The sequence below is a fragment of the Leptospira montravelensis genome, from assembly GCF_004770045.1.
Taxonomy (GTDB): domain Bacteria; phylum Spirochaetota; class Leptospiria; order Leptospirales; family Leptospiraceae; genus Leptospira_A; species Leptospira_A montravelensis.
The window spans coordinates 159229-182910 of record NZ_RQFO01000014.1; the positions used below are offsets into that span (position 1 = coordinate 159229).

20 protein-coding genes are annotated in these 23682 nt (G+C 37.7%); 8 read left to right on the forward strand and 12 right to left on the reverse strand.

Annotated elements, in window-relative coordinates; genetic code table 11:
- Positions 1-5: 5 nt before the first annotated feature.
- From EHQ31_RS10095 to EHQ31_RS10130, 8 genes are all read right to left on the reverse strand, one after another.
- Positions 6-647 carry a hypothetical protein gene (locus EHQ31_RS10095; protein ID WP_135574436.1) on the reverse strand — a complete coding sequence of 214 codons (642 nt, stop codon included), beginning with the start codon at positions 645-647 and terminating at the stop codon, positions 6-8.
- 57 nt (positions 648-704) lie between these two features.
- Positions 705-1058 carry a 50S ribosomal protein L20 gene (rplT, locus tag EHQ31_RS10100; RefSeq protein ID WP_002975326.1) on the reverse strand — a complete coding sequence of 118 codons (354 nt, stop codon included), beginning with the start codon at positions 1056-1058 and terminating at the stop codon, positions 705-707.
- Between the two features lie 3 nt (positions 1059-1061).
- The gene (rpmI, locus tag EHQ31_RS10105) at positions 1062-1262 is read right to left on the reverse strand and encodes a 50S ribosomal protein L35 (protein WP_002988170.1); all 201 of its coding nucleotides are present in this window, start codon (positions 1260-1262) and stop codon (positions 1062-1064) included.
- 8 nt (positions 1263-1270) lie between these two features.
- The gene (gene infC / locus EHQ31_RS10110; protein ID WP_135574438.1) at positions 1271-1834 is read right to left on the reverse strand and encodes a translation initiation factor IF-3; all 564 of its coding nucleotides are present in this window, start codon (positions 1832-1834) and stop codon (positions 1271-1273) included.
- Positions 1835-1923: 89 nt separating this feature from the next.
- The gene (locus tag EHQ31_RS10115) at positions 1924-2805 is read right to left on the reverse strand and encodes a hypothetical protein (protein WP_135574440.1); all 882 of its coding nucleotides are present in this window, start codon (positions 2803-2805) and stop codon (positions 1924-1926) included.
- A gap of 48 nt (positions 2806-2853) precedes the next feature.
- Entirely contained in the window at positions 2854-4767 is a 1914-nt protein-coding gene (thrS, locus tag EHQ31_RS10120; RefSeq protein ID WP_135574442.1) for a threonine--tRNA ligase, read from the reverse strand.
- A 49-nt stretch (positions 4768-4816) separates the two neighbouring features.
- The gene (locus EHQ31_RS10125) at positions 4817-5410 is read right to left on the reverse strand and encodes a TetR/AcrR family transcriptional regulator (protein ID WP_135574444.1); all 594 of its coding nucleotides are present in this window, start codon (positions 5408-5410) and stop codon (positions 4817-4819) included.
- Positions 5395-6285 (reverse strand): alpha/beta fold hydrolase, encoded by an 891-nt coding sequence (locus EHQ31_RS10130; RefSeq protein WP_135574446.1) that lies wholly within the window; start codon positions 6283-6285, stop codon positions 5395-5397. The genes EHQ31_RS10125 and EHQ31_RS10130 overlap by 16 nt, the downstream gene beginning before the upstream one ends.
- Positions 6286-6439: 154 nt before the next feature.
- Between EHQ31_RS10130 and EHQ31_RS10135 the strand changes: the two genes are divergently transcribed.
- From EHQ31_RS10135 to EHQ31_RS10145, 3 genes are read left to right on the forward strand one after another with little or no spacing between them, the layout of a single operon-like run.
- Complete coding sequence (locus EHQ31_RS10135; RefSeq protein WP_135574448.1) at positions 6440-7789, forward strand: adenylate/guanylate cyclase domain-containing protein; 1350 nt, start codon at positions 6440-6442, stop codon at positions 7787-7789.
- A 48-nt stretch (positions 7790-7837) separates the two neighbouring features.
- Positions 7838-9544, forward strand: a complete 1707-nt coding sequence (locus EHQ31_RS10140) for an ABC transporter ATP-binding protein/permease (protein WP_135574450.1) — start codon at positions 7838-7840, stop codon at positions 9542-9544.
- Positions 9541-12840 (forward strand): GH36-type glycosyl hydrolase domain-containing protein, encoded by a 3300-nt coding sequence (locus EHQ31_RS10145; RefSeq protein WP_208652764.1) that lies wholly within the window; start codon positions 9541-9543, stop codon positions 12838-12840. The genes EHQ31_RS10140 and EHQ31_RS10145 overlap by 4 nt, the downstream gene beginning before the upstream one ends.
- 69 nt (positions 12841-12909) lie before the next feature.
- On the opposite strand, the gene EHQ31_RS10150 is transcribed toward EHQ31_RS10145, so the two are convergent.
- Both EHQ31_RS10150 and EHQ31_RS10155 read right to left on the reverse strand, forming a co-directional pair.
- Positions 12910-13254, reverse strand: coding sequence for a P-II family nitrogen regulator (locus tag EHQ31_RS10150; RefSeq protein ID WP_004786287.1), 345 nt, complete (start codon positions 13252-13254; stop codon positions 12910-12912).
- 20 nt (positions 13255-13274) lie between these two features.
- On the reverse strand, positions 13275-14663 hold the full coding sequence (locus EHQ31_RS10155; RefSeq protein WP_135574451.1) for an ammonium transporter: 1389 nt from the start codon (positions 14661-14663) through the stop codon (positions 13275-13277).
- 271 nt (positions 14664-14934) lie between these two features.
- Here EHQ31_RS10155 and EHQ31_RS10160 point away from each other — a divergent pair, with 271 nt between their 5' ends.
- Positions 14935-16449: a deoxyribodipyrimidine photolyase gene (locus EHQ31_RS10160; protein WP_244247337.1), complete on the forward strand. Its 1515-nt coding sequence runs from the start codon at positions 14935-14937 to the stop codon at positions 16447-16449.
- Positions 16446-16730, forward strand: a complete 285-nt coding sequence (locus tag EHQ31_RS10165) for an ATP-dependent Clp protease adaptor ClpS (RefSeq protein ID WP_135574453.1) — start codon at positions 16446-16448, stop codon at positions 16728-16730. The genes EHQ31_RS10160 and EHQ31_RS10165 overlap by 4 nt, the downstream gene beginning before the upstream one ends.
- A gap of 179 nt (positions 16731-16909) precedes the next feature.
- On the opposite strand, the gene EHQ31_RS10170 is transcribed toward EHQ31_RS10165, so the two are convergent.
- Positions 16910-18970: an adenylate/guanylate cyclase domain-containing protein gene (locus tag EHQ31_RS10170; RefSeq protein ID WP_135574455.1), complete on the reverse strand. Its 2061-nt coding sequence runs from the start codon at positions 18968-18970 to the stop codon at positions 16910-16912.
- A gap of 46 nt (positions 18971-19016) precedes the next feature.
- Here EHQ31_RS10170 and EHQ31_RS10175 point away from each other — a divergent pair, with 46 nt between their 5' ends.
- The 3 genes from EHQ31_RS10175 to EHQ31_RS10185 all read left to right on the forward strand — a co-directional run bounded on the left by EHQ31_RS10175 (position 19017) and on the right by EHQ31_RS10185 (position 22418).
- Positions 19017-20336, forward strand: a complete 1320-nt coding sequence (locus EHQ31_RS10175; RefSeq protein ID WP_135574457.1) for a class I SAM-dependent RNA methyltransferase — start codon at positions 19017-19019, stop codon at positions 20334-20336.
- Positions 20337-20385: 49 nt separating this feature from the next.
- Complete coding sequence (locus tag EHQ31_RS10180) at positions 20386-21513, forward strand: SpoIID/LytB domain-containing protein (RefSeq protein WP_135574459.1); 1128 nt, start codon at positions 20386-20388, stop codon at positions 21511-21513.
- Positions 21514-21575: 62 nt separating this feature from the next.
- Complete coding sequence (locus EHQ31_RS10185) at positions 21576-22418, forward strand: HDOD domain-containing protein (protein WP_135574461.1); 843 nt, start codon at positions 21576-21578, stop codon at positions 22416-22418.
- Positions 22419-22448: 30 nt separating this feature from the next.
- Here EHQ31_RS10185 and EHQ31_RS10190 read toward each other — a convergent pair whose 3' ends face one another.
- Positions 22449-23681 carry an adenylate/guanylate cyclase domain-containing protein gene (locus EHQ31_RS10190; RefSeq protein ID WP_135574463.1) on the reverse strand — a complete coding sequence of 411 codons (1233 nt, stop codon included), beginning with the start codon at positions 23679-23681 and terminating at the stop codon, positions 22449-22451.
- Between the last annotated feature and the right edge of the window lies 1 nt (position 23682).

Here is a 23682-nt window from a genome sequence, read left to right on the forward strand (position 1 = left end):
AAAAATTATTTAGGATCGTCTTCGATAATTAAAAAATCATCATCGTCATCAGCATCAAACACACTGATCGCTTCGTCATCGTCATCAATGATAATGTCATCATCTTCATCGATATCAACGGTAGGAATTTCTTCTTCCGATTCGACAACGAGTTCTTCTTTTTCAAAAGAAGCAGACGCGGGGGATTTTTCCAAAACATCTTCTGTTTGGAATTCAGATTCATCTTCATCCAGAAGGATGATTTCATCATCTTCTTCAGTAGCTAAACTCGGAGTGAGAACATCAGCCGCTACTGGTTCTTCTGGAGTAACGGGATTTGAATCAATATTTGGCTGTGCCTTAGGAGTCGAACTTCCTGTAGTAGGAAGGCCGTCCAAACGACCAAGGAGTTGGTGAACTTTGGATTCCAAAAGTCCTTCTCTTTGGCGGAGTTGGTTTAACTCATCATTTGCATCTTGGAGTTGGGAACGAAGTGTTTTTAGTTCACGTTCCTTCTCCTCCATTGCGAGCTTCATCTGGTCGTTTTCCGCGCGGAGGGTTTCGTTCTCCGTCTCCAGGCGTGCGTTTTCTGTTCTCAGGTCTTGGATTAACTCCAAAGCCTTAACAACTTTACTTTCTAGCTCTTCAATGGTTTCGATTTTTAACATGATAACAATCCGATGGAATAGAATAGACGAGCTATTCCATTCCAATCAAGCACTAATTTACTTAGCGACTTTGGTTTTTTCTACGATGGCGTTGAATACTTCTTTGTGGTTGTAAGCAAGGTCAGCCAAAGTTTTACGATCTAAGTTGATTCCGTGTGTTTTGAGTGCATGGATGAATTTTGAATAAGACATTCCATTTTCTCTTACTGCGGCATTGATTCTCGTAATCCAAAGTTTACGAAATTCGGACTTTTTCTTTCTACGGTCACGGTATGCCCATTGACCTGCTTTCATCACAGCCGATTTTGCTGTTCTGAAAAGTTTAGAACGTCCGCCTCTAAAACCTTTTGCTTTAGCGAGAACTTTTTTTCTACGATTCTTATGGATGGTTCCGTTGACTGCGCGTGGCATCGTTTAACCTCCGTAAGGTAGAAGTTTTTCTACACGGTTATAATCGGTTTCGTGGATGAGGTGCATTCCACGGCTTTGGTGTTTCATCTTAGGAGATTTTTTCTCTAAGATATGTCTTCGGAACGCACAACCACGTTTAATTTTACCAGACTTGGTAAACTTAAAACGTTTAGCTGCTGCCCTATTTGTTTTTAGTTTATACATAGTTGTTTTTATCCTTTAGGTTTTTCACTAATTGGGTTCATCACGACCACTATCGTCTTTCCGTCGTGTACCGGCATTTTTTCGGGAGAGGCATGCTCTTTTAGGTCCTCGACAAACCGGTTAACAATATTCATTCCAATTTCAGAGTGAACCATCTCTCTGCCTCGGAATCGAAGAGTCACTTTTACCTTATCACCCTTTTGCAAGAATTCTAAAGCATGACGCTTCTTAATCTCGAAGTCATGGTTATCAATCCGCGGGCGGATTTTAATTTCTTTCACCGTGACAACGTGTTGTTTCTTTTTCGCTTCTTTCGTTTTTTTAAGAAGTTCGAATTTGTATTTTCCAAAATCGATCAACTTACAGACGTGAACATCTTGGTCTCCCGAGACTTCCACCAAATCAAGGTTAGCTTCCTTAGCTCTTTTTAGAGCTTCTTCCAGAGTAACGATGTCAGATCCTTCGTCAGAGACGAGCCGGATTGATGCTACATTGGTAATTTGTTCGTTAATTCTGATGTGGGCGAATTTATCTTGGTTTGGGTTCCCTCTAGGGTTGGGCCGTTTCTGCATTCAGTCTCCGAAATTTCTTTCAATTTCCAATTTCGGATGAAAATCCAGGCGAGCAAGTACATTTCTTTAGGAAATGCGTAGTCGTTGGGTTAAAGCGAACCAGAAGGGCCTTCCCAGACCACAAGTTCCAAATACAAGGCAGCGGAATCCAGAATTTCTGGTAAAATGGGTATGAGGGAGACCAAATCTCCATGATTTCCCACTCCCATGCAGGAACCACCGTGGCAAAGCCGACTTTGTTGGTCATATAAGGCATACTGGATCAAATTATCAAAGGTTTTACCCGTATGAACTGGGGATTGGGACTGGACCAGTGCTAAAAAATGGAGGCCTTCACTTTGTCTGCGCTCTAATCGGATTCGGAGTCGGTTTTCTTTCGTGAGAGGTTCAGTAGCAAAAAGAAGCTCCCCTGCACCTGGATTCCATTTTTGGAAACTATAAGATCCGACAACGCCCCCTTCCCTTTTCCATTCATATTTGATTTCGGATTTTGGTTTCCCTTGGGAATGGTTTTGACTGGGCTTGGGTCTAAGATCTTGCCATCCGTAGGAAGTAATTGCCACAGAGGCTCTCGCAATTTCCGTGATGGGAAAAGGAAAACGACTCCAGAGGCCAGGGATATCATAACTTTCCCAAGGTTGGACAATGTGTTCGCTTGTTTGGCAAGATAGTAGCCGATTTCTAGAATCATAAAAAGCAGCAACTACATAAAGAACCACTGGAGTTTCACCCAGGTTCTGTCCGCCAGTGATGACAATGCTTGGACAATCGAATTTAAGATCGCGACCAAGCCCGTCCACAAATTGCATGGGGCTCACCTTCCAACCCACAGTGAGTCCTTCCGCAAAGGGAAGGAGCTGCATAGGGATGGCATCGAACGCATCACGGGCGTCATACGGTGGATGGACGGGAAGATCCAAATCGTATGTAACCGGACTTTTTTGTTTTGTGATGATTAGGTTTTGTGGCACTGGAGGGATTGTAGATCCCCCCAAAGGTTAGTCAAGAAATTTCTTTATTTAAAGATCCCCTTTCAGAACAGATAGAAATCCATCCCGTGAAACGGTTTCCGTTTTCTCTTCACCCATACGGCGGAAGGAGATGGAACCTGCTTCTTTTTCTTTATCCCCTAAAATTAAAGTGTAACTACTTCTTTTTAGGATGGAATCCCTAATTTTACTTCCAATCTTTTCGTTTCGAAGGTCTATCTCAACTCGGAAACCCTGCATTACTAAATCTTGATATACTTCTTTTGCGTAATCATTGTGTACTTCTGCCACAGTTAAGACACGGATTTGTGTTGGATTGAGCCATAGTGGAAATTTTCCTTCAAAGTGTTCGATAAGAATTCCAATGAACCTTTCGAGTGATCCGTAGATGGCTCTGTGAATCATTACCGGAGCATGTTTTTTTCCGTCAGAAGCAGTGAAATCTAATTCAAAACGACTCGGCATAGAGAAGTCAATTTGTACGGTTCCGCATTGCCATAACCTACCAAGGGAATCCTTGATATTGAATTCAATTTTAGGACCGTAGAAAGCTCCGTCCCCTTCTTTGATACCGTATTCAATTCCCTTTTTCTTCAAAGCATCGTGTAATGCTTGTGTGGCGAGGTTCCAATCCTCATCACTTCCTTGCGACTTTTCTGGCCTAGTCGCAATAAAAGTTTTGAATTCGGTAAATCCAAATTTTTTATACACATCAAAAGTAAAATCGATGATGTCCTCTACTTCGGATTCCACTTTATCAAGAGGTGCATAAATATGCGCATCATCTTGTGTGAAGGCACGTACACGGAAAAGCCCATGAAGAACACCAGACATTTCATGTCTGTGGACATTTCCCAGTTCCATAAACCTGAGGGGAAGTTCTCTGTACGAATGCATATGGTATTTGTAAATCAAACAACATCCAGGACAGTTCATGGGTTTGACTGCAAATTCACTTTCGTCGATGTCAGTGAAATACATGTTCTCTTTAAAATTATCCCAGTGCCCTGATTTTTTCCAAAGAGAGGAGTTTAAGATCGCAGGTGTTTTGATCTCTTGGTAACTGCGTCTAAAACATTCTTCCCGAATATAAGAAGCAAGAGTGTTCCAAAGAACGGTTCCCTTAGGATGCCAAAATGGAAATCCAGGAGCTTCATCTTGGAAACTAAAAAGATCCAATTCTTTTCCAAGTTTTCTATGGTCTCGTTTTTTTGCTTCTTCGATAAGAAAGATATATTCGTCTAACTGTTTTTTGGTGGGAAAAGACACACCGTAAATACGAGTAAGCTGTTTGTTTTTGGAATCTCCCTTCCAATACGCACCAGAAATCGCAGTGAGTTTGAAGGCTTTCAGTTGGCCAGTTCTCGCCACGTGAGGTCCGCGGCAAAGGTCATACCACTCCCCTTGTCCATATAACGAAACCGATGCGGAATCGAATCCTTGGATGAGTTCTACTTTATATGGTTCGTTTTCTTTTTTAAACTTTTCAATGGCTTCTTCTTTGGAAAGTTCCCAACGTTTGACAACTAGGTCTTCTTTGACAATTTTTGCCATCTCCGCTTCAATTTTTGGAAGGTCTTCTGGAGTTAAAATGGTAGAACCAAAATCTATATCATAAAAGAAAAAACCAGGGCCGTTTTCAATGACTGGTCCTACTGTTAGGCGTGCTTCTGGCCAAAGTCTTTGGACAGCCATCCCGAGTAAGTGGGCAGAAGAGTGATGGAAAACTTCTTTACCTTCCACATCATCAAAGGTGAGAAACTTTACCGTTGTGTTTGCCTGAGGAATAAAAGAAAGGTCAACAGTGCGACCATCGGACAAAACAACGGCTAAAGCTTTCTCTTTCAAGAAAGGCAGTTGGGCTTGGATAAAATCAGAAAAGGATTTACCCGATTCTAGTTCCTTGGAACTTCCATCTGGTAGTGTAATTGTAATTGCTGCCATAATTCTATACCCAGGTTTTCGCACGCGCATTCTCCCGAAAAGTAAAGTTTTACCAGAGTCTGCCGGAAACCAATGATTCTGTAATTTTCTGAAAACTATCCTCGATGGACTCCTTCCTGCCAAAACCACCAACCATTTCTAAAACAATAAATCCATGTAGGAGAGACCTTAAAATCCGAATCCTATGGACTGCCATTTCGTCCAAAGATTCCAATCGAAAGACTTCCATACAAATCATAAGAATCCGATCTCCTAAAGGTTTTAGTTCTGGATCAGACTCAGTAGATTCAATGGTCAAAGGATACATGTGGGGATGCGTCTTCGCAAAACCTCTGTAAGCATTTAAAAACTGGGAAATCACAAGAGAACCCTGATCCGAGTTACGAATTTTGGAAGAAAGGCTATCTGCTAATATCTGCAAGGACCTCCGTTTCATTTCTCTACGAACATCTTCAAGGTCTTGGATATGGTTGTAGAGCGAAGGAGTTCTAATTCCTAATTTTTCCGCAAGTCCGGCCAAACGAAATTCAGCAAAACCTTCTTCCATAATTAAATCCCAGGCCCCATCTAAAACCAATTGCCTTGTGATTTGGATTTGGCCTTTTTTGGGACGTCCATGTTTGTGTTTTATTTTTTTTGCCATAAAAGTTTTACGTCAGAAGAAAACCGAGTGGGATCTTCCACAAAAGGATAATGACCTGAGTCTTCATATATTTTTACCGATCCATCCAAGGTTTTTGCGATCCACTGGGCTTCCTCTTCTGGTGAAGCGAAATCGGGATCTTTAGAACCCATCACCACATTGACATTCCCAGAAGCAAATGGTAATGCTTCTTCGCATTCTTTTTTGGCAGCAAACAACATTGATCTAACGGCTGCCATACGACCTTCCTCTTTTAAATTGGTTTTTAATTTTTCAGATCTTTCTTTTAAATCTTTAGGAGGATGAACCGGAAATAAAGATTCATAGAATGATGCCCAGGCACTAGGTCCCCAAGGCCCACGAAAAGCAAGATGGATTAACGTATTCATTCCGAAAGACAATGATTCTTTATCTCGAACAAATGGACCCGAAAGAAGAAGTCCATGAACTCGATTTTTTTCTTTCGAACGAATGTAAACTGCCGAGGCAGCTGTCATCGAATTAGCGATGATATATACATTTTTTAAATCCTTCTCTCTGATAAATTCCAAAATATCTTCTGCGGTTTCTTTAGGTCCATAAGATGAAAAACTGACATCGGATTCTCCCATCCCCCGTAAATCAAAACGATACACGGTATTATCCTTTTCGAGGAGGAAAGCAAGTTCCGCATAACTTTCTTTGCGATCTCCAATCCCAGGAAGTAAAATCAAATTCCGTTTTCCCTTCCCGGTTTCTAAATACGCAATACGGCCTTCGCTGGTTTGGAAATAGGATGTTTGATTGGAAGGTTCGTTCTTTAGGTCTTCTCCCTTAATAAGGTAAGGAAATAGGAAGGAGAAAATGATAAAAATCGTGTGGTAGGTAGCTTTCATAAAACTAATATCATTAGTTTATTTAACTAACGCAATTAGTTTTTTGACACTTTTCTCTAAATAAGAATTTTTTTCCAGATTTTTCCTATTTTCCGACTTGCCCTACCCTTTCTAAGCTCAGATCATTCAATAACCTGATACGAATTGGTGATCCATGTCCATTGTTACCTTCGAAGACAAAGAAAACTTCCCTTTAGAAACAAACAAACCAGGAGCCACAATCCTAGAAACAGCTCTAAAACACGATTACCCACTCTACCATCTTTGTGGGGGAAATGCCAAATGTACAACTTGTCGCGTTTTTGTGACTGATGGACTTCAATACCTGAGTATGCGTAATGACAGGGAACAAACTCTTGCCGATAGAAAAGGTTGGCCATCCCAGATCCGACTTGCCTGCCAAACAGAAGTTTTTGGAGATATTTCACTACGCAGAATCATAAAAGATAATAAAGATTTAAAAACCGTAACCAGTGAATCAAAATCTTCCAAAACGGGTGAAGAATGTTATGCGGTAATTCTTTTTCTGGATATCAAGGGATTTACAGCATTTACGGAAGCAAGTTTACCTTATGATGTGGTTTTTGTTCTCAACCGATTTTTTCAAGAGATGAGTGAACCCATTTTGAACAATGGTGGGGAAATTGATAAGTTTATTGGAGATGGGATTTTAGCTTTTTTCCAATTAAAGAATAAAGACGAAGTTACTAAAAACGAAGAAAATTTGAAAAAAGCAAAACAGGAAACCATTCGTTCCGCCATCCGGGCTTGTCTTCGTATGTTTGATCAATTGAAAAAATTCAATTTAGAAATGAAAGATAGGTTTAATTTCACCTTTGACATTCGCTTAGGACTCCATGCAGGAAATGTAATTTATGGTGATATTGGACATTCGGAATATAAAAGTCAAACTGTGCTTGGTGATACAGTGAATGTGGCTAGTCGTTTAGAAGCTTTGAATAAAAAAACAAATACAAACTTTTTAATTTCCGATGAAATATTTAACTTAATCGGCTCTTCTTTATCTGTGAATAAAAAAGTAATTACCAAACTTCGTGGAAAGTCAGAAAAAATGACAGCCTATTCAGTGCTTGGCTTTAATGATTCAGACTCCATCCTATTAATTCAAAAATCACTCGATCGAGTTTTAGAGCACAATCCAAATTGGACATTAGGTTACTTAGACAAACTTAAAAGTTTTGTGAATGAAAATCTAAACAAAACATTGGATGAAACAGAAAATAGAGTAGATCCTCATGAATTTTCATCAATACTAGAATCCCTCATTGAAAAATTAGGAAATCCTAAGTCTTTAAAAAAAGAAATCTCTAAAGTAAAATTAATTTATGAATCGCTTGGTATTTCAAAAAAAGATTTTCCAAAACTAGTACCAATCCTTATATCCTCCATAAGAGAAAACCTTCCATCAGAATGGAATGATAATTTAGAATCGATCTGGAGCCAAGTCACAATGGATCTCACAATAGAAACAATCGAATCCTGAAATCGTCCTTGCATTTCACTCAATCTCTGTTTTTCTGAAGAATAAACAATGCCTTTAGAAAAAAAAAGAAAGCCATCTGAAAACTGGATGCGTTTAACAGAAACCATACGACAACTAATTCAGTCAAAACAAGGTCCAGCAGCAATTCGTTACGGCATCACCTTGGTGATTCTTGTAATTTCATTTAATATATTTAATGTCATTAATAGTTATGTAGGTCGTGACTTTATTTCTTCTATCGAACAAAAAAACTCAGTCGCTTTTTACACAAACGCAATCCTTTACGCCATAGTGTTTATTATCTCTTCGGCCATAGGTTCTATGAACCGATTTGCGGAAGAAAGATTAGGAATTTTATGGCGAGAACAACTTACTTGGAAATTTACTGAAAATTATTTAACCGAGAGAACATTCCAAAAAATCATTGGGAGTCAAGGCATTGAAAATCCAGACCAACGAATCACTGATGATGTAAAAGCATTTACCACAACAACCATTTCATTCACCTTACTTTTTATTGGTGGAATATTTTCAGCAATTTCCTTTTCGGGAGTTCTGTGGAGCATTAATCCAATTTTGTTTTTGGTTGCAGTTACTTATGCACTATCAGGAACAGTTTCGACTATCTTTCTCGGTAAATCACTCATCCGACTCAATTACGACCAATTGGACATGGAAGCAAGTTATCGAGCCGATTTACTTCACATTCGCCAACATGCAGAATCTATTGCTCTAACACATAGAGAAGCAAGAATGTCCGTACGATTAAAATCTAGACTAAGAAAGTTAGTGAATAATTTCCGAAAACTTATATCAGTAAACTTACGACTTAGCTTTTTCACAAATAACTATAATTATTTTATACAGATCATACCTATGCTTATCATTGCTCCGAGTTATATGAGAGGCGAAATTGAATTTGGAGTGATTACGCAAGCTGCCCTTGCTTTTACTACTTTACTAAATGCATTTTCACTCATTGTGACTCAGTTCCAATCCATTTCGGCATTTTCTGCGGTTGTTAAAAGATTACATTCGCTGGAATCTGCCATGTCTGATGTTAGGTTGGAAGCATTACAAAAAAGAGAATCTAATTATAGTTCCGATACCATTTGTTTTGAAAATTTTACTTTATATTCGAATGACAGATCCAAACTTCTATTAGATAATTTAAAATTAATCATTCAAAGGAAAGAACGTTGGTTGATAACCTCTGCCGATGATGCAGTTAAAATTAGTTTATTTCGTTCCATCGCAGGAATTAGCAATCACTCCGAAGGGAAAATTAAAAAACCAAATTGGGAAGAGATTCTATTTCTTCCAGAAAAACCTTATCTTCCTCCAGGAAGACTCAGGAATGTAATTGTTCCAGCATATTTAAACTTAGAAGTATCAGATGCAGCAATTACGAAGGAACTAAAGAATATGGGCCTTGAATCCTTATTACGAAGGTTTGGTGGGATTAGAGCGTTAAAAGAATGGGACGAAGAACTTTCGTTAGCAGAAAAGTATAAAATTGCTTTGATTCGTATCTTATTTGTAAAACCTAAGTTTCTGGTCCTTGACAGACCAGGCTCTGTTTTAGGAAAATTTGAAGTTTCGAAACTTCTAAAATTATTTCATAGACTAGGAGTTACGACCGTCGTCATCGCAAAAGATGAAGAGACAGTATTAGAATACGATTACCACTTAAATATTTCTCATTTCGGAGAATGGACTCTTTCTTCTTTAAACTTAACTAACGTTCACACATGATTCAAAACATTCAAAATAGTTCGGGCCTAAATTTTAATTTCACTTCCAATGGAAATGTACATTCCATTCGCTTCAACGATATACTTGTCAATCTATATCTTGGGAACGAGATGGAACCGTCGGTCAGTAACCTTTATTTGAGAATTCATTCAGAAAGTGGCGTCATTGTTTTTCCTTTACTTGGCCCAAAATCAAATTCAGAATACCAAATATCAGAATCCATTTTTATTTCCCAAGGAAATTACCTGAACATTGACTATAAGGTATTTTTGGAACTTCATCCGAACCAACCAACTTGGCGATACAAAGTAGATCTTACAAACGAAAATAATCACTCTGTAAGTTGTGATATAGTTTATATACAAGATATTGGTATTTGTGATTATGCGGCGTCACGATTGAATGAATATTTTGTTTGTCATTACATCCACTATGAACCAATTTTTTCTAACGATTACGGTTATGGAGTCCTTTCGAGACAAAACGAATTAGTATCAGGTAAAAACCCTGCTTGTTTTTTATTTAGTTCAGAACCAGTTCGAAATTTTGCCACAGATGGACGTGACATTTATCCGCACGGCATCACAGAAAAACTAGTAACCAAACGTAGACAAGGTGAACATTCCATCATTGGATTAGAAAGAGAACCATTAATTCTAAAACCCAACGAAAAACAATACACCTTTTTTTATGGATCCTTATTCTCTCATTTAGAATCTATATCCTCTTTTCCAAACCAAGACGAATTCATCAGAAACATTTCAAAGGGATGGATTAAAAGCCCTCAAATCGTTTCCTCCTTCCAAAAACCAATACCAAGCCTTTTTTCAACCACAAAACAAATACAAGGTGAATCTCTAAAAGAGCAGGAACTTAAATCATATTTTCCAAATGTTTGGCGTGAAGTTGAAAAGTCAGAAACAGGTATCACTTTATCTTTTTTTACGGATGAAACGATGCATGTCGTAACAAAAGAAAAAGAATTTCTTTGTTTACGCCCTCATGGGCAAATTTTAAGAACCGGCTTTCCAACGGTTCCAAACGAATCTTCCCTTACGGTTACTAGTTTTTTTAATGGGATTTTTTTATCCCAACTCACTGAGGGACATACAAGTATCAACCAATATTTGTCGCGTAACCATAGCTACATTGGTTTATTTCAGTCTTATGGATTTCGTATTTTCTTTGAGAAAGATTTTGAATTTTTTCTCCTAGATTCACCTTCTGTTTTTATAATGAAACCAAACCAGTTGGAATGGATTTACAAATGGAATTCTGAAGAAATTACAGTCCAGGTAGAAACGACTTCCGACCATAAGATTAAATTTCAATTAAAAACAAATACTAATACATTCAAAAATTTTTTATTGTCTTTTCATATCGCACTCGATGGAGACAACGGTTCTTTAGAATTGCCACCAAAAATACTTCGAAACAAAAATGAAATTCAAATAGAACCAAATCCAAAATCCAATCTTTATCAGAGATTAGATGGAAAAGGTTTTAAAATTATCACAGAAGACCTCAATCCTTGGGAAATCTCTGATGATCGTTTCTTATACCATGACGGAAAATCTAAAAACCAATCTTATCTTACTGCCAAAGTATCAATAATCGATAGTTTGAAATTTACAATTCAGGGAAACATAGTTGAATCTCTAAATCATAGTTTAGAGATAAATAACCAAAGACTGTCTTTTTTTCCATCTTTCAAAGAAGAAAAGACAGAAAACCCATCAGTGCAATCGGTCAAACAAATTCAAGAAATCCTTCCTTGGTTTGAACAAAATGCACTGATCCATTATTTAAACCCAAGAGGATTGGAACAATATTCAGGAGGTGGTTGGGGTACAAGGGACGTTTGCCAAGGAGCTTTTGAATTTCTACTGGCAACGGGTGATACAAAGTATTGCCGAACCCTACTTCTACATGTTTTCCAAGAACAAAATGAAGATGGAGATTGGCCTCAATGGTTTATGTTATATCCTCGAGATAAAGCAATCAGAGCAGGTGATTCTCATGGAGATATTGTTTATTGGCCTATACTCGCTTTAGGTGCATACATAGAACGTACCAAAGATATTGGTTTTTTGAAAGAAACTACAATAGCTTCTCATCGAAAAAAAAAGAGAACTATCTTAGAAGCTATAAATCAATCCGTTTCGCTAATTAACAATCGCCTAGTTTCTGGCACTAAACTTCCCTTATATGGTAATGGAGACTGGAACGATTCCTTACAACCAGTGAGTGAGGAATTTCGAACAAAGGCTGTTAGTACATGGACAGCTGAACTACAATCTCTCACCTACCAAGCTCTCATTAAAATTTTCCATCTAACAGGTGACTTAAAAAACATCGAAGTATACAAAGCCAATTTAGAAACGTTAAATCAAAATATCAAAGAACATTGTATCGAGGATTCTGTCCTCACAGGTTTAAGATATTTTGGTGATGGAAATTCTAGAGAATTTTACTTACATCCGAAAGATAACAAAACAGGAATTCGTTATAGTGTTCTACCAATGATTTATGGAATTTTGTCTGAAATATTAGATAAGCAGGAAGTCGAAACTCATTTATCTCTCATCAAACAATGCCTTATGGGACCAGATGGTGTCCGTCTTTTTGATGTTCCAATCTCCTACACAGATGGAGAAACCAAAGAGTTCAAACGTGCAGAAACTGCCAGTTACTTTGGTCGTGAAATTGGACTCATGTATACCCATGCCCATTTACGTTATTGCGAAGCACTTGCACATCTAGGTAAATCAGAAGAATTTTTATACCATTTGAATTTAGTAAATCCGATTGATCTCAAAGACAAAACGCCGTCCGCAAACAGAAGACAATCTAACTGTTATTATTCGAGTTCCGATGGTTTATTTTTGGACCGGTATGAAGCAGGTAAAGATTATAAAAAGCTATTATCTGGTAAGATTCCATTAGAAGGTGGGTGGCGAGTTTATTCTAGTGGTCCAGGAATTTATATCAAATTAGTTTATGAGTGTTTGCTTGGGATTAAAGTTTTTTCTGAATCCATCGAATTGGATCCAATCTTGCCTAAAGATTTGAGTGGATTAGAATGGAATTTTAAGTTGATGGATAAAAATTTCCGTATTACCTATATAGTTGAATCCGAAAATGCGACTATCGACTCCATAGAGTTAAATAGACAATCAATTCCATTTGTCAGAATGAAAAACCGCTACCGTAAAGCTGGTATCAAATTCAATTTTTCCGATATAGAACCTTACATAAAGGAAACAGAAAATTTACTCACTGTTATATTACGATAAAACACAAAAAAACGTGTAGGGAATTTTCCCCACACGTTTTCCGATTTTTCCTTCAATGAAAGGAAGCTTTTAGATGGCGCTTTTTCCTTTTTCGCCAGTTCTGATTCGAATGACTTCTTCGAGAGGTGAGATAAAGATCTTTCCGTCTCCGATTTTTCCATCCCCACTTTTTGCTGCTTTTAAAATTGCGTCAACAGTAGGTTTTACGAACTCATCATTTACGGCAATTTCCAAACGAACCTTTCTAAGCAAGTTTACAGTGTATTCGTGACCACGAAAAACTTCTGTTTTCCCTTTTTGTTGGCCGTAACCTTGAACGTCAGATACTGTTAGACGATAAATTTCGTTTTTAGTTAATTCTGCTTTAACTTCTTCCAACTTATGTGGTTGGATGATTGCAATGATCATTTTCATAATGTTATACTCCTATTCCCTTAACCACGAGCTCGGATATTGAAATCAGGGTAAGCTTCTGCTCCATGTTCCCCAAGATCTAAACCACTGAGTTCTTCTTCTTCACTCACTCGGATTCCGCCAGCAAGTTTCAACACATACCATAACACGAAAGAAACAACAAATGTGAATCCACCGATGGCAAGAATTCCGTAGAGTTGTGTTAAGATTGAAGGAACCTCTACTCCAGCCGGTGCACCTTCATAACCGAAGATTGCCACAGCGAGTGTTCCCCAAATACCACATACTAAGTGCACAGAAGTTGCTCCTACCGGGTCATCAATTTTGATTTTGTCAAAGAAAAGAACAGACAATACTACTAAAATTCCAGAGACAGCTCCGATGATTGCCGCAGATGTTGGGCTAACGATTGCACAAGGTGCAGTGATACCAACAAGACCAGCAAGCGTTCCATTCAGAATCATACCAAGATCAGGTTTTTTCAAAATGATCCAAGCAGTCACTGTGGACGCAAGTGCTCCGAGAGCAGCAGATATATTTGTTGTTACAATTACATGTGCCATTACACTTCCATCGCCTACACCCATAGTTGAACCTGGGTTAAACCCAAACCAACCGAGCCAAAGGATAAGAGTTCCCAGTGCCGCTGAAGTCATGTTATGACCAAGGATTGGTTTGATTCTACCATCAGGTAAAAATTTTCCTTTCCTTGCACCAAGAACGATGGCACCAGCAAGAGCCGCCCAACCGCCTACAGAGTGTACTACGGTAGATCCTGCAAAGTCATGGAAACCAAGACCTGCCAACCATCCACCACCCCAAACCCAATGACCTGTGAATGGATACATAACGGCAACGAGGATAAAGGAGAAGATAAGAAAGGAATGAAATTTAATTCGTTCAGCTACAGCTCCAGAAACAATTGTTGCTGCTGTTGCTGCAAAAACTAATTGAAAGAAAAACTTTGCAAGAAGAGGAACCCCTGTCCAATTCATAGAAGAATACACACCTTGGTATGCATCACCTATGGCAGGAGAATTATCAGCTCCACCTAAGAAAAAGAGTCCTTCTGTTGCCACAAAGGGAGATCCGTCCCCAAACATCAAACCCCAACCGATTGCCCAATAGGAGAAAGTAGCTGCGGCAAAAACAATAAAGTTTTTTGCGAGGATGTTCACGGTGTTTTTGGATTGAGCAAAACCCGATTCAACGAGAGCAAAACCGGCATTCATAAAGAATACCAACATACCAGCGACTAACACCCACAAGGTGTCTAATCCTACGGTTAAAGTTTGGATTGCTTTTGCGGTTTCCTCTGCTGGGTTCGCGACGGTTGCAGCTTCATCTGCAAAAAGGAACATCGGAACAACCAGGAGCAGGAAGGCGATTGATTTGAAATACTGTTTCATATTACCATGTTTCCTTTCCATGTTATTTGCTTACTAACAGTGCAAGATTGGTACCCGATTTAGGTAATGGAGGATCGTAGGGGAAAAAAAATGAATAAATGCCTAAAAACCCTCCATTTTGTGTATATTTCCGAGTAAATGGGAATGGGGGCTAGGGAAAGGAAATCACATTGTCACATCAATTTGCTCGTGTATGCACCATAAAGTACAAATTATAAGCAAAATGGGGGTTGGACTTTCTAAAACCAAAGATAAAAAACTATGCCTCTGCATGATCAACCTCCCTCTAATAAGGGTGACCGAAGAACGAATTCGAAACTGTAACCAAAAACCTTTTACAAATCACGGAAAATACATCCTATATTGGATGCAAGCCTACCGTCGATTTGATTCGAACCATGCTTTTTTTTATGCATACTCTTTGGCTAAAAAATACAACAAAGAACTGATTGTTTATGAAGGTTTACGTGCTGACTATCCTTGGAATTCAAAACGAATCCACAAATTCATTTTAGAAGGGATGTATGACAACCAAACAAGGGCAGACGAACTAGGTATCAATTATTGGCCCTTTGTTGAATCTAAATTTAATCCTGCTAAAGGAATTTTAAAAGAAATATCCAAAGATGCGGTAGCCATTGTCACAGATGATTTTCCTTGTTTCATCATCCCTGAACAAATCACAAAACTGGCAAGTAAGGTCAATTGCCCGTTATTTGCAGTAGATAGCAATTCCCTACTCCCACTTTCTCGTTTTGAAAAAGAAGCTAGTGCGGCAAGAATTCTAAGGATTTGGATCCATAAAGAATTTCTAAAAGGATTCCCTAAGTTTACAAAACAAACATGGGAGAAAAAAGATATGGAAGGACTCCACCAAAATTCGAAACCTCCAAAAGGTTTTGGATTACCAAAAGATTTGGATTCTTTATTAAATACTTTTGATTTTAAAGAAAATGTATCTCCCGCCAAAGGAGTGAAAGGTGGCCGTAACGAAGCACTAAGGATTCTTAAATCTTTTGTATCGAAAAAATTAGCAGATTATGAAACTGGTCGTTCCAATCCCAATCCACCTGAACTAACAGCCACTAGTGGACTTTCACCGTATTTACATTTTGGGTATATAGGAATTGAAGAAATATTTTGGTCTGTCTTGGAAACATCATCAAAAGGAAAATGGAACCCGGAAAGGATAAGCCACCAAAAACCTGGTGACCGCGAACATTTTTATTCGAAATCAACGTCCGCCAATCACTTCTTAGATGAACTCATTACATGGAGAGATATTGGTTACCTTTTCTTTTGGAAAAATAAACCTAGTAGTATCAATTTAGAAAACCTACCGGATTGGGTTAAATCCAATTTCAAAAAACATAAATCGGATACGAGAGAATATCTTTATACTTTAGAGCAGTTTGAATCTGCAAAAACACATGATGAACTTTGGAATGCAGCGCAGATAGAACTGATAAAAACCGGCAAAATGCATAATTATATGCGAATGTTATGGGGAAAAAAAGTAATCGAATGGACAAATACTTACGAAGAGGCCTTCCAAATTTTAGAACATCTGAATAACAAATATGCTTATGATGGCAGAAATCCAAATTCTTATACAGGCATTTTATGGTGTTTTGGACTTTTTGATAGACCGTGGTTTCCCGAACGAAATGTATTTGGAAATGTAAGGTTTATGTCTTCCGATTCCACAAAAAAGAAGTTTAAAATGAAATCCTATCTGGAATATATTGGTGAACTGAGTGGGACCTCCGACTCACTTTTTCCATGACAGAAGAGAACCGACCATCAATAATAGAAGACACAAAAACTAGTTTTGATTCGATTTATTTCTACTTTGTCATTTTGTTCAATGATTCCATTCATGAATTTTCTTATGTAGAAGATTGTCTCATGAAACTTTGTTTCAAAACGAAAAAAGAAGCAAAAAAAATAGCGATCGAGGCACATACAAACGGAAAAGCAGTTTGTTTTCAAGGAAGTATGGAAGAATGTGAAACGGTTGCAGAAAATATGACGAATGCCAACTTAACTGTGATTCTAGGAGTATGAAACAAATCTCCTAGAAGATTATTTCTGATTTAATAAAAGCGAGTAACAAAGAAAAGGCGTTTTTTTTCCAAAAATTAATGGAAGTCCAATGTTTCAAAAATGCCAAAAGGGAGCTTCGTGGTTAGATCGAAAACTTCCCCCAAAAAAGAGAAGTTTTGGTTACCACAAAAAACTAATCTTTAAACACTTGGTCTTGGTTTTACCTTCGTGACAAAGTACACTTTTACAGGTTCCGCTTTCCCTTTGAGTGTAAGCTCTTTGGTGTCTTCAAATTCAATGTATTCCGCTCCCCCAGCCGCAAGAAAGGCTGCTTCTGAAACTGCAACTTTACCTGGAATTCCGTGGCTTTCTAATCTGGCAGCAGTGTTGACTGCATCTCCAATCACAGTATAATCCATACGTTTGGCAGAGCCAATGTTACCAACAATTGCCTCACCAAAATTGACACCAATCCGCAAACGAAACGTGCCAGGTGGAACACCTAACTCTCGATTGATCTCTTCCATTTTTTTCTGCATATCAACTGCACAAGAAATGGCATGATATGCATCTAGGTCTGTTTGTTTGGGGGCTCCCCAAAATGCCATTATGGCATCCCCAATGAATTTATCCAAGGTTGCTGAATAATGAAAAATTAAATCAGATAAGGATTCGAAAATTGTATTTAAATTTTGTAAAACTACTCCAGGAGGATTTTTTTCAGCAAAAGTTGTAAACCCTACAATGTCAGAAAATAAAGTGGCAATGTGTTTTTCCTCTCCACCTAACTTGATATTATCGGCAACAATTGTTTCCATTACCGCAGGTGAAAAGTATCGAGAAAGACGATCCTTTTCTTCTCTTTGTTTTTCCACTAGTCTTCTCGAATCTATCATATTTTTGACAATGGATAGTGCTACCGAAATCGAAAAAGCTGCAAAAGCATAATCTTTTAGGAATGTATGGCTCGGATACCATTCCCATTGCATTTCCACAAATATATCATTCATTATCAACAAAACAAATACACAAAAACCAAGTGAAACCGTTCCGATTGAAGGAACTTTCCTTCCTAAAAAAATGATATAGAATAATGCGACGCCAAGTAGGATGGTTACGAAACTCCAATAAAAGAAAAATTTGGAAAGAAACAATAGATTTGGAGAAAATAGAACTACAATCATTGACAAAATACCTGCACCGTCAACATAACGATTAGTAATTTTTATCCAACCTATTCGAACGTGAGCAAACCTAACAATAAAGTTAAATAGTAAATGAACGAGTCCTACCCAAGCAAAATATTCAATTTTTTTAATCCAAAACCCATCGCCAATGATAGAATAAATGATTTGGCTTTGAAATAATGTATTAACAGCCATAAACATGGAACCTAACGCAAAGTATATGGTTGCATCATCTTCACTTCTGAATAAAAATTGCCAATATAAATAAAAACTACCCAATAACAAAGTAAGTACGATTACAAAAATCTTCTTAAAGTCGTTCCAATACTCAGCACGTTCGGAATATTTTACAGAAGAGATATAGAACTTATCATGCGAAAGTCCCGGACTCAAGGGATACTTAGCATACACTCGAACAGCAAGAACATTGGGTTCTTCGGTTTTAAGTTGGTCTATGGGTATTTGATAAAACCTAATTTTATCACTATATAAAAATTTATCTTCTAATTCTGATCCTTCTTCGGTATCTAAATGAAGACCTGTTCCACCAATGAATTTGCCATTCCAGTAGACTGCATCAGCTTGGCTGATTTGTCCTAATCGAAGGGTTAGGTTTCTAGATTTGAATTTAGATCGAATGTCCTCTTCCGTAATATGAATTTCTGTCCTATACCAACCATAACCTTTAAAGGTCTCTAGGTAATTGTGGAAGTCTGGAAAATAAAATTCTCCATCTCCATCCCTCACCTTATCCCAAGCTGTTTGAATTTGGAATCCAGAAATCCAACCATTTCTCACTGATTCATCCAAAATTGGTTGCGCATGAAGAAAACGTAATGCTTTGGTTTGTCCAGATTCTTCATCCAAATAGAGATCATCTTCCTTCTCTTCTGTAACCAAAGGAGAATCGCCCGGTTTAAAACTCCATTTATGGATCGATTGCCCAAAAGAGGTTTCCGATCTCAGATCCAAAATTTGGTTGGTGAGGAGGACTTGAGCAGAGAGGTTTGAGAGAAATCCCGTAAAAATTAGGAAACAAATCCAGAAATAAAAGAGTCTTTTCGAAAAAACCATGTCGGAAATCCTATAAAAATCAAAAGGAACTGGCAAGAAGAAAACATTGGACAAAGTCATTGTAGAAAGTTTAGATTCCGACTTTTCAGGAATTGTCACAGCACCTAACGGAAAAAAGGTGAATGTGTTTTATGCTTATCCTGGTGATGAATTACATGTGGAATATGTAAAACGTAGACCAAGACAAAGGTCATTACGTATACAAGAAACCATTCGCAACCATGACTGGAAACTTGTGAAATGTGAAGTGTTTGGTCAATGTGGTGGATGCACAGGCCAACATATAAACTATGATGAACAATTAAACCTAAAATTTACACCTATAATTGACTCATTTCAAAAAGACCTAGGTATTACCATCCAACCACTCCCTTCGGAAAATATTTACAAATATAGATCTCGAATGGATTTTTCCGTTTTCCCTGGTCCTATCATAGGACAAAGACAACGAGGTAATTTTAGAAAAGTAGTTCCAATTTCCAATTGCTCTATCCAATCGGCTTGGGCAAACCAAGCACTAAAAGATGTACAGAATGTACTAAACAAAATACCTGAAGTTATATGGGATAGAAGATCTGAAGAAGGTGGACTCAAATACCTCACCATCCGTAAGGCACAAAACACCGATGACGGAATTTTAATTTTTACTTTTACTGATGGTTACGAATCACATCCTTTGATGGTTCAGTTCCGAACCTTTTGTTTGGAATCATTAAATCAAGAATCATTACTGTTTTGTTATAACAGACCTAAGTCGGAAGTTTCTGCCTTCGGAAGACCCGAAATTTTAAGAGGTAAATCTACTTTCAAAGAAGTAGTACTTGGAAAAATGTTCCATATACCGTTTGATTCATTTTTCCAACCCAATCCTAATGGTTTTTTACCAATCCTATCTTTTATCAAGGAAAGGTTACCAAAATCTAGTGAAAATCTAATCGATTTATTCTGCGGTAATGGCTTCTTTTCTTTGTTATACGGTGATTCATTCACAAATGTGGATGGATATGAACTTACAGAATCTTCCATTGAGATAGCTTCGAAAACTTTCCAAGAAAACCATCCAAACAAATCTTCTTCCTTTCAAATCACCAATTTGTTTATGTCAACCGAACTTCTAAAAACAAAGGAAAACTCAACTCTCATATTAGATCCACCGAGAGCTGGGGCAGGAAAATTAGTAAACCAATGGATTCGGGATTTTGGCCCCGAGTTTATTTTCTATGTCTCTTGTAATCCTTATTCGCAAAAAGAGGACGTATCAATTTTTATTTCTAAGTATGACTTTATTGATGGGATTTTGATAGATCCTTACCCGCACACCCCCCATACAGAATCAGTTCTTTTCTTTCGAAGAAAGTCCGTATAAAACCCTTCACCAATTTCGAATTTTTTCCGAAAATGGAAGTGAGGGTACTATGAAGATTCAAAAATCGATTTTATTTATCTGTCTTGTTGTTTTAGGACAAATCGGTTGTGCGAGTGTGATGGTGACCAACTGGGCTCCCGAAGAATCAAATTTCAAAGCCAAACCGGTTCGCGTATTTCTCGGATACGCCACTGACGAAGAAACTTTTAAATCTTCAGGGGAAATTATCGTTCGAGATGCCAATGACCTTACAATCAAAAAAGCATTTGACTTCCTGTCTTTAAATCCTACTGCACTAAAGGCTCCAATCTCCATCCATAGCAGTTCACAATTTTTGGAATATAAGGGAGTCAGTTACAGGGGATCTGTTCTTCTAAAACCCATCGAAGGTAAAATTTATATTATCAATTTAGTACCAATGGAAGAGTATCTTTTGTCTGTAGTTCCTTCGGAAGTAAGTGCCTCATGGCCCAAAGAAGCATTAAAAGCTCAAGCCATTTGCGCAAGAACTTATGTTGTGAGAGAAATGTTAAACCGCAAAAAACAAGAGTTTGATGTTGATACATCAACTAATACACAAGTTTATAAAGGGAAAAACAAAGAACATAGAAATACAACCGAAGCAGTTTTTGAAACGGAAGGTCTTATCCTTATCCACAAAGGACAACCTATTCAAAGTTTTTTCCATTCCAATGCAGGTGGTTACACGGAAGATCCCGCTAATGTTTGGGGTAATCCAGTAGAATATTTAAAACCAGTTCCTTCTGAATATGACAAAGATGGAGAACAATACTCTTGGGAAGAAAAATGGAAACCTGATTTTGTAAATACAAACTTACAATACTTAGGTGTTGGTGAGATACAGGATATATTAGTATCCAGTAGATTTCCATCCTCGAGGGTCAATGAAATGGAAATCATAGGAACATCGGGTTCCAAAAAAATCAAAGCAACAGAGTTTCGAAAAAAACTAGGGGCTACCAAACTAAAATCTACAAGATTCGGAATCCGTAAGGAAGAATCAGGAGATTATTTTGTAAAGGGTCTTGGTTCTGGACACGGTGTGGGAATGTCTCAATGGGGAAGTTTTGCAATGGCAAAAAGTCATTTCAACCATAGGGAAATCTTACAACATTATTTTAAAGGAATTGAATTCGCAAGAATAGTTGCCAGATAGTTGGGAGTTTTTGGTTTCCTTAGTCTAATCGTTTTAGATCCTGACTTTAGGTCCTTAACCGAATGGCAACTGTAGAAGAATATCTTTCCCAAATCAAAGACCTGACGATTGTTCCGCCAGTCTTACTCTCCGTACTATCCCTAGATGATGATAATGAACTCTCTTTTGGGGAATTAGAAAAAAAAGTCCAATCAGACCAGGTGCTCGTAGCAAGACTTCTCAAACTTGCTAACTCTCCTTTTTTTTCAAGAGGCAATCCCGTTGCCAATATGAAGCAGGTCATTACTCGATTGGGATTTAAAACCGTAAGAAGTATGGTGGCCATGTCGATGACCGACTCACTTTTTAGCCAAGGGAATTATAAAAAATTCCGTGATGAAGTTTGGGACCATTCAGTGGCGAAAGGAATTTTTGCACAAATTCTCTGCGAAGAAAAAAAATTCAAAAAAGAGGCAGAACTTGCGATCACATGTGGGCTGATGCAAGACCTCGGACGAATTGTACTCAATACCATTGACAGAAAAAAATATGTGGAAGTACTTACCGAATTTCAAACCTCAGACTCTAGTTTGATTTCCCTCGAAAAAAAATCCTTCGGTGTGGATTCTTATGAAATGGGAAGTGCTGCGGCCAAACTATGGAAGATGCCAAATATAATCATTAGCTCGATTGAAGACCTTTCTAAGTCTGTGACCGAACAATCTCCTCTAGGACAAATCATTGGATTTGCAGGAGTGATTGCAAAGTTTACGGGCCACGGAAAACAAGAACCTGGTGCTACGGAAAAATTTGAAGAATACAAAGCTGCACTAGGCCTTGAAATCGAAGACCAAAAAACTTTTTTGGCAACAAAAGAAGAAAAACTGAAAACAAACGAATTGTATCAGTTCTGTAGCACTCTTTAGAAGGAAAAGACCAATTTACAATAACAAACGTTAGATAGGCTTTACACTGAGAATACGGTGTAAACCTTCTTTTCCTTTGATTTTTACAGGTTCCAATTCTTCATATTTGTATTTGTTGGCATATTCCTCTGGGAGGAAATTATAAAGTCCTTCTGAAACATAGACTTCCATTGGTTTTGCAATGGATTCTAATCGACTTGCCATATTAACAGTATCACCAACAGCAGTATAAGAAAGTTTTTGAAACGATCCTACGTTCCCAACAATAGCCTTTCCTGATGCGAGGCCAATTCCGATCTTTGGCACAAAACCATATATTTGTTCCCACTTGGGTTGCCAAAGTTCAAACACTTGCACCATTTCAACGGCACAATCCAAAGCATTTTGTCTATGATCTTCTTGAAAAACAGGAGCTCCAAACAAACACATAATGGAATCACCAATGTATTTATCGATCATACCACCATAACCCAAAATCACTTCGGTCATTGCTGTAAAATATTCATTTAAAAATGAAATTACTTGTTCCGGTTTCATTTTTTCAGAAAGTGTAGTGTATCCTCGTATATCCGAAAACAAAACAGATACTTCTTGTTCTTTCCCTTTTTGGTCAAGGGAGAGTGTGTTATTCATCAAACTTTCAACGATGATAGGATCAACATACATACCGAAAACATTTTGCATTTTCTTTTTTTCGGTTTCTAAATTCAATTTTTCTTCGTATTCTTTTTCCAATTCTTTTTTGAATTTTTTAACCATCGAATTCAAATCTTGTATTTCAGATTGGTTCATACCATAAAGATCTTGGAATCGTTTCAGACTATCGTCCATTTGAATGGAAACAACTTTTTTACGATAAACTTCTCGGAACAAATTTCTAAATCGATGTTCTAATACATTTTTCTTTAACCGCCGTTTGCCGAAGTATTCATTAATACCTAACTGGAAAGCATGGATTGGTAACTGTTTTCCTTCCGCCTTTGTGAATACAACCACAGGAAGTTCCGATGGGCCTGCTAAATCCATAATCGTTTCTAAAACAGATTCAGGAGAATCTTCTAATTCGGGGAATTGGATTTCAGTAATTAATAGATCGTATTGGTTTTTTCTAATTTCTTCCGCTCCGTTTTCAAAAACAGAGCGCCAGGTAAGTTCGATGTAATCTCCAAACCACTCAGAAAGTAGTTGGGAGATGGTATCATACGATTTCTTTTGTGGTTCTAAGACCAGGACACGAACGATTTCTTCTTTTTCTAAATCCACG

Coding starts and splice junctions, on each gene's coding strand:
- EHQ31_RS10095 (WP_135574436.1), bottom strand. CDS start 647: ATGTTAAAAATCGAAACCATTGAAGAGCTAGAAAGTAAAGTTGTTAAG.
- rplT (WP_002975326.1), bottom strand. CDS start 1,058: ATGCCACGCGCAGTCAACGGAACCATCCATAAGAATCGTAGAAAAAAA.
- rpmI (WP_002988170.1), bottom strand. CDS start 1,262: ATGTATAAACTAAAAACAAATAGGGCAGCAGCTAAACGTTTTAAGTTT.
- infC (WP_135574438.1), bottom strand. CDS start 1,834: ATGCAGAAACGGCCCAACCCTAGAGGGAACCCAAACCAAGATAAATTC.
- thrS (WP_135574442.1), bottom strand. CDS start 4,767: ATGGCAGCAATTACAATTACACTACCAGATGGAAGTTCCAAGGAACTA.
- EHQ31_RS10125 (WP_135574444.1), bottom strand. CDS start 5,410: ATGGCAAAAAAAATAAAACACAAACATGGACGTCCCAAAAAAGGCCAA.
- EHQ31_RS10130 (WP_135574446.1), bottom strand. CDS start 6,285: ATGAAAGCTACCTACCACACGATTTTTATCATTTTCTCCTTCCTATTT.
- EHQ31_RS10135 (WP_135574448.1), top strand. CDS start 6,440: ATGTCCATTGTTACCTTCGAAGACAAAGAAAACTTCCCTTTAGAAACA.
- EHQ31_RS10140 (WP_135574450.1), top strand. CDS start 7,838: ATGCCTTTAGAAAAAAAAAGAAAGCCATCTGAAAACTGGATGCGTTTA.
- EHQ31_RS10145 (WP_208652764.1), top strand. CDS start 9,541: ATGATTCAAAACATTCAAAATAGTTCGGGCCTAAATTTTAATTTCACT.
- EHQ31_RS10150 (WP_004786287.1), bottom strand. CDS start 13,254: ATGAAAATGATCATTGCAATCATCCAACCACATAAGTTGGAAGAAGTT.
- EHQ31_RS10155 (WP_135574451.1), bottom strand. CDS start 14,663: ATGAAACAGTATTTCAAATCAATCGCCTTCCTGCTCCTGGTTGTTCCG.
- EHQ31_RS10160 (WP_244247337.1), top strand. CDS start 14,935: ATGATCAACCTCCCTCTAATAAGGGTGACCGAAGAACGAATTCGAAAC.
- EHQ31_RS10165 (WP_135574453.1), top strand. CDS start 16,446: ATGACAGAAGAGAACCGACCATCAATAATAGAAGACACAAAAACTAGT.
- EHQ31_RS10170 (WP_135574455.1), bottom strand. CDS start 18,970: ATGGTTTTTTCGAAAAGACTCTTTTATTTCTGGATTTGTTTCCTAATT.
- EHQ31_RS10180 (WP_135574459.1), top strand. CDS start 20,386: ATGAAGATTCAAAAATCGATTTTATTTATCTGTCTTGTTGTTTTAGGA.
- EHQ31_RS10185 (WP_135574461.1), top strand. CDS start 21,576: ATGGCAACTGTAGAAGAATATCTTTCCCAAATCAAAGACCTGACGATT.